Raw genomic sequence first — 6,232 nt, forward strand, 5'->3', positions numbered from 1 at the left:
CCCGCGCGGGGGGCCGCCGATGCGCCGCGCCCGGTGCCGCGCGTGACCAAGCCGGACACGACCGAGGCGACGAGCATCTATGAGCGATCCCGGCTCAACGCCGAGCTCACGTTCGACAATTTCGTCACCGGCAAGGCCAACCAGCTCGCCCGGGCGGCTGCCCTGCAGGTGGCCGAGAACCCCGGCACCTCCTACAACCCGTTGTTCCTATATGGCGGCGTGGGCTTGGGCAAGACCCACCTGATCCACGCCATCGGGAATTCCATGGTGGCGGAGAACGCCGGTGCCCGCGTGCGCTACATCCACGCGGAGCAATTCGTCTCGGACGTCGTCAAGTCCTACCAGCGCAAGGCCTTCGACGACTTCAAGCGTTACTACCACTCGCTCGATCTGCTGTTGATCGATGACATCCAATTCTTTTCCGGCAAGAACCGGACGCAGGAAGAGTTCTTCTACGCTTTCGAGGCACTGGTGGCGCTGCGCAAGCAGATCATCATCACCAGCGATACCTATCCGAAGGAGCTCTCCGGCATCGACGACCGGCTCATCTCCCGCTTCGACTCAGGCCTGACCTGCGCCATCGAGCCGCCCGAGCTGGAGATGCGGGTCGCGATTCTTCTGAAGAAGGCGGAAACGGAAGGCGTTCACCTGCCCGAGGAAGTGGCCTTCTTCATTGCCAAGCACCTGCGCAGCAACGTGCGCGAACTCGAAGGGGCGCTGCGCAAGGTTTTGGCCTATGCCAAGTTCCACGGCAAGCCCATTACCGTGGAGGTATGCAAGGACGCGCTTAAGGATCTGCTTTCGGTATCCAACGGCCAGATCACGGTGGAGAACATCCAGAAGACGGTCGCCGATTTCTACAAGATCAAAGTCGCCGACATGTATTCGAAGCGCCGGCCGGCCAACATCGCGCTGCCGAGGCAGATCGCCATGTACTTGGCCAAGGAGCTGACCCAGAAGAGCCTGCCGGAGATCGGGGAGCTCTTCGGCGGGCGGGATCACACCACGGTGCTGCACGCGGTGCGCAAGATCGCGGAATCACGTACCAAGCAGGCTGAGTTGAACCATGCACTGCATGTACTCGAACAAACTTTGAAGGGATAAACGACGACGATTCTCAGCCGGGACCTCTGTGCATGGGTGTGTGGATAAGCCCTGGGGCATTTCTGGACAACTTGGCCGCGCTTTTTTCGAACGAAAGTTGTTCAGGCTTATGCGATATGCTCCAGCGGTCTATCCCCACCCGGAAAAGCTGGACAAGTTCTTGATTTACAATGTTTTTTTGAAGGATTTCCAGTTGTACACAGGGTCCTATCAACTACCAACCCAAAGAAGGATTGGATATGCAATTGGTCAAAGCCTCACGCGACGCGTTGCTTAAGCCGCTCGCCACCGTTTCAGGCATCGTGGAGCGGCGGCACACCTTGCCTATCCTGGCCAACATCCTGTTGCGCAAGGAAGGCAGTCGCGTGTCGTTCGTGTCTACGGACATCGAGGTTCAGATCACCACCCATGCCGACTTCGGCGTGGGTGATGCGTCTGAATCCACTACGGTGGCAGCTCGCAAACTGCTCGACATCTTGCGCGCCCTTCCCGAAACGGGTGATGTAGCCCTGTCGTTGGCCAACAAGAAGCTGTCGGTCCAGTCCGGCAAGAGCCGGTTCGCGCTGCAGACCCTGGCGGCCGAAGAGTTTCCGACCGTGGCGCAGCCCGCGTCGTGGAATGCTTCGCTCACGATGGCGCAGAAGTCGTTCCGCCATCTGCTGAACATGGTGCACTTCGCGATGGCCCAGCAAGACATCCGCTACTACCTGAACGGAATGCTGCTCGTGCTGGACGGCAATAACGTGCGCTGCGTGGCCACGGACGGGCACCGGCTGGCCTATTGCGCCATCACGATCGATGGCAACGCTCCCAAGCAGGAAGTCATCGTTCCGCGCAAGACCGTGCTGGAGCTGCTTCGCCTGCTGGAGGACAGCGACGATCCCATCGAGATCTCCGTCGCGGCCAATCAGATCAAATTCGTATTCGGCGACGTGGAGTTGATCTCCAAGTTGGTCGAAGGCAAGTTCCCCGACTACCAGCGGGTCATTCCGCAGGGCTACAGCAAGCAGTTCCCGATAGCCCGCGAAGCGCTCCAGCGCAGCCTGCAACGTGCCGCCATCCTGACTACCGACAAGTTCAAGGGCGTCCGGATGCAGATGGCCGACCACGTGCTCAAGATATCTGCCAGCAACGCGGAACAGGAAGAAGCCCAGGAAGAACTCGAGATCGACTACGGTTTCGAACCGCTGGACATCGGGTTCAACGTCAGCTACCTGCTCGACGTGCTGGGCAACCTGAAGGCGGAAACCGTGCAGTGGAGCGTCGGCGACGCCAACTCATCGGCGTTGATCACCCTGCCAGACAACGCAGATTTCAAATACGTCGTGATGCCGATGCGGATTTAAGCCTCCACATGGGCCATGCCATGCTGGCAACGATGGGTCGCCGAGGCGGCTCATCGTGGGATTGCCGGCGTGGGCCATTGGCGGTGGCGGTTCGTTCTTTGATTAATCTTCCCTTGCCGGGTCGAGGTGCTGATTCGGGAAGGGCCTTGGTTTGTTTTATGACCTCGGATGACGCAGCGCGGTCGTACGCGCCTGCCAGCTGTCCTTTCCTTCGGGAAGGGCCGCCGCAATCCATCCGGGGGTGGGCTTTCCTATGACCGAACAGAACACCGCGCCTGATACGGGCGAGATCGATACTAGCCTTGCCAACAATACGCTGGTCGATACCTCCCGCTCCGAGGATTCGTACGGCGCCGACTCCATCAAGATGCTGAAGGGGCTCGAGGCCGTGCGCAAGCGGCCTGGGATGTACATCGGGGACACCTCCGATGGCACGGGGTTGCACCACATGGTGTTCGAAGTGGTCGACAACGCCATCGACGAGGCGCTGGCGGGCTATTGCGACGAGATCGTCGTCACGATACATACCGACAACTCGATCTCGGTCTCGGACAACGGCCGAGGCATTCCCACCGACATCCACAAAGACGACGAATTCCAGCGCAGCGCGGCGGAAATCGTCATGACCGAGCTGCACGCCGGCGGCAAGTTCGACCAGAACTCGTACAAGGTCTCGGGCGGACTGCACGGGGTGGGCGTGTCTTGCGTGAACGCGTTGTCGGAGTGGCTCAAGCTCAGCATCCGCCGCAACGGCCATCTCTACCAGATGGAATTCCGCCGCGGCCAGCGCGTCGAGCCTTTGAAGATCGTCGGCAAGACCGACAAGCGCGGTACCCGCGTGCAGTTCCTCGCCGATGCGGAAATCTTCTCCAACATCGAGTATCACTACGAGGTGTTGTCCAAGCGGCTGCGCGAGCTTTCGTTCCTGAACAATGGCGTGCGCATCAAGCTGGTGGACGAGCGCCAAGGCAAGGAAGAGGACTTCGCCTTCAGCGGCGGCGTCAAAGGCTTCGTCGAATACATCAACCGCTCCAAGACGGTACTGCATCCCAACGTGTTCGCCGTCTCTACCGAGTCTTCCGCCGGCGGCGTGCCCGTGGGCGTCGAAGTGGCAATGCAATGGAACGACAGCTACACCGAGAGCGTGCTGTGCTTCACCAACAACATCCCGCAGCGTGACGGCGGCACGCACCTGACCGGCCTGCGCGCGGCGATGACACGGGTGATCAACAAGTACATCGACGAGAACGAGCTGGCCAAGAAGGCCAAGGTGGAAACCACCGGCGACGACATGCGCGAAGGCCTGACCTGCGTGCTGTCGGTCAAGGTGCCCGAACCCAAGTTCAGCAGCCAGACCAAAGACAAGCTCGTCTCCAGCGAAGTGCGGCCCGCGGTGGAAGATGCCGTGGCGCGCAGCCTGGAAACCTGGCTGCTCGAGAACCCCGCGGATGCCAAGGCCTTGTGTGGCAAGATCGTGGAAGCCGCCCGCGCCCGCGAAGCGGCGCGCAAGGCCCGCGAGATGACCCGTCGCAAAGGCGTGTTGGAAGGCGCCGGCCTGCCCGGCAAGCTTGCCGACTGCCAGGAAAAGGATCCATCCAAGTCCGAGCTCTACATCGTGGAGGGGGATTCCGCCGGCGGATCGGCCAAGCAAGGCCGCGACCGCAAGTTCCAGGCCATCCTGCCGCTGCGCGGCAAGGTGCTGAACGTCGAGAAGGCCCGCTTCGACAAGCTCATCAGCAGCGAACAGATCACCACGCTGATCACAGCGCTGGGAACCAGCATCGGCCCCGACTTCAACATCGACAAGCTGCGCTATCACCGCATCATCATCATGACCGATGCAGACGTGGACGGCGCGCATATCCGCACGCTGCTGCTGACGCTGTTCTATCGCCAGATGCCGCAGCTCATCGAACGCGGCTACATCTATATCGCCCAGCCGCCCCTGTTCAAGGTCAAGGTGGGACGCGAAGAGCGCTACCTGAAGGACGAAGCCGAAGAAGCCGCGTTCATGCTGGACCTCGCGCTCAAGGACGCGAAGCTCTACCCGACGGCCGATGCCGAACCCATCACCGGGGAAGCACTCAAGGAGCTTGCCCGCCAGTACAACCTGGTCGACGCCGTCATCGATCGGCTCTCGCGCATCATGGACGTGGCGACGTTGTCGGCCATCGTGCAGGGTGTGGAAATCGATCTTTCCAGCGTGGACGCGGCCGAGCTGTCGCGCCAGCGCCTGCAGGCGGAATTGGAAGACCCGGCCATGCCGGGCGTCGTCCACACCAAAGTCGTGGTGGACGAGGAAACGCAGCAGCCCAAGCTGGAAATCCACCGCAACCACCACGGGAACATTCGCGTCACCGTCATCGACCAAGCCTTCCTCAACGGCCCGGATTACCGCGTGCTGCACAACGGCGCCAAGACCTTCCAGGGCCTGATCGGCAGCGGTGGGAAGGTCGAGCGTGGCGAAGGCGACAAGCTCAAGGAGCTGGCCGTCACGAATTTCCGCGAAGCGATCCAGTGGCTGCGTTCGGAGGCGGAGCGCTCGATTTCCAAGCAGCGCTACAAGGGCCTGGGCGAAATGAATCCCAGCCAGTTGTGGGAAACGACGATGGACCCCTCCGTGCGTCGGCTGCTGCGCGTCCAGATCGAAGACGCCATCTCGGCGGACGAAATCTTCACCACCCTCATGGGCGACCACGTCGAACCGCGGCGCGCTTTCATCGAAACGCATGCATTGATGGCGGGGAATATCGACGTGTGAGGACTCGCGCCGGCGCAGGCCTAGCACCGGCGCGTGGCGCCTCTAAGGCGTTATCCCAACACGTCCACGCAGACTTCGCGGAAACGCTCAAAGGCCGGGGGCAGTACGCTTGCACGGGCGGTGATAAGGCAGATGCTTCTAGCCGCTGATTCTTCCGCTATGGGGAGAAAGCGCAAGTTGCGGTAGCTGAGTTCCCGGACCAACGATTCGGGCAGGATGCCTACACCCCGGCGCGAAGAGACCAACGCCAGCAAAGAGGTGAATCGCTCGACTTCATCGGCCGGTCGGAATTTCAAATCCCGTTTCGCGTACTCGACCTCGATGACCTGCCTGATGTGGCTGTCCGCGGAAAGGGAGACTTGCGGGTGGCGCACGATCTCCTCCCAGGTCACTTGGGTCCGGGACGCAAGTGTGTGGTCCGTCGGGCACACGAGAATCAACTTGTCGAAGAAAAGGTGCCGTTGCTCCAGGTCATGAGCGTCCCGTTTGGCTGCGGTAATCGCGCAGTGCGCCTTTTTCTCCCGTAACAGGCGAACACATTCTTCATGTAATCGCTCCCGAACTTCGACTTTGACGTCTGGGAGCGCCTCATGAAATCGTTGCAGAAGCCGGGGGAACATACCGGCCATGATCGACGGCGAGGCCGCCACGACCAAGGTGCCGGACCGACCCGTCACAAAGTTCTGGAATCGGGAGAAGCCGTCGTCGTACAGCGCGAGGACCTCCTTGCAAAGGTGGTGAAATTGCTCTCCCGCTGGCGTCAAACTCATGCGCCGAGTGCTTCGCAATAAAAGTGCGGCGCCGGCCTTGCGTTCCAGTTCACGGATCGTGACGCTCAACGCCGGCTGGGTCGTACAGCATTGCTCTGCCGCGCGACTGAAATTCATCTCCCGGACAACAGCCGCAAACGCCTCCATCTCCGAGAGCGAGATTCTTCTGCGCATGGTGATCTATATGTCTCATTTATTAATCATTATTCAATCATTATAAACGGCGCATAGATTGTGACTAAGCTTTCCCC

The 6,232-nt window shown here is 60.6% G+C and carries 4 protein-coding genes; 3 read left to right on the forward strand and 1 reads right to left on the reverse strand.

The genetic code is table 11. From position 1 onward, the window contains the following. The 3 genes from dnaA to gyrB form a co-directional block, all read left to right on the forward strand. A partial coding sequence (gene dnaA, locus IRZ12_RS14590; RefSeq protein WP_296469783.1) for a chromosomal replication initiator protein DnaA occupies positions 1 to 1,104 on the forward strand: 1,104 nt, incomplete at its 5' end. A gap of 239 nt (positions 1,105 to 1,343) precedes the next feature. After that, positions 1,344 to 2,450, forward strand: coding sequence for a DNA polymerase III subunit beta (dnaN, locus tag IRZ12_RS14595; RefSeq protein ID WP_296469786.1), 1,107 nt, complete (start codon positions 1,344 to 1,346; stop codon positions 2,448 to 2,450). A gap of 253 nt (positions 2,451 to 2,703) precedes the next feature. Then, complete coding sequence (gene gyrB / locus IRZ12_RS14600) at positions 2,704 to 5,211, forward strand: DNA topoisomerase (ATP-hydrolyzing) subunit B (RefSeq protein WP_296469789.1); 2,508 nt, start codon at positions 2,704 to 2,706, stop codon at positions 5,209 to 5,211. A gap of 50 nt (positions 5,212 to 5,261) precedes the next feature. On the opposite strand, the gene IRZ12_RS14605 is transcribed toward gyrB, so the two are convergent. Beyond that, the gene (locus tag IRZ12_RS14605) at positions 5,262 to 6,155 is read right to left on the reverse strand and encodes a LysR family transcriptional regulator (RefSeq protein ID WP_296469793.1); all 894 of its coding nucleotides are present in this window, start codon (positions 6,153 to 6,155) and stop codon (positions 5,262 to 5,264) included. Positions 6,156 to 6,232: the final 77 nt, after the last annotated feature.

The organism is Pigmentiphaga sp. (assembly GCF_019689535.1).
GTDB lineage: Bacteria > Pseudomonadota > Gammaproteobacteria > Burkholderiales > Burkholderiaceae_B > Pigmentiphaga.

What these genes read in the sequence shown, in the direction of transcription:
- dnaN (WP_296469786.1), top strand. Translation starts at nt 1,344, where the DNA reads ATGCAATTGGTCAAAGCCTCACGCGACGCGTTGCTTAAGCCGCTCGCC.
- gyrB (WP_296469789.1), top strand. Translation starts at nt 2,704, where the DNA reads ATGACCGAACAGAACACCGCGCCTGATACGGGCGAGATCGATACTAGC.
- IRZ12_RS14605 (WP_296469793.1), bottom strand. Translation starts at nt 6,155, where the DNA reads ATGCGCAGAAGAATCTCGCTCTCGGAGATGGAGGCGTTTGCGGCTGTT.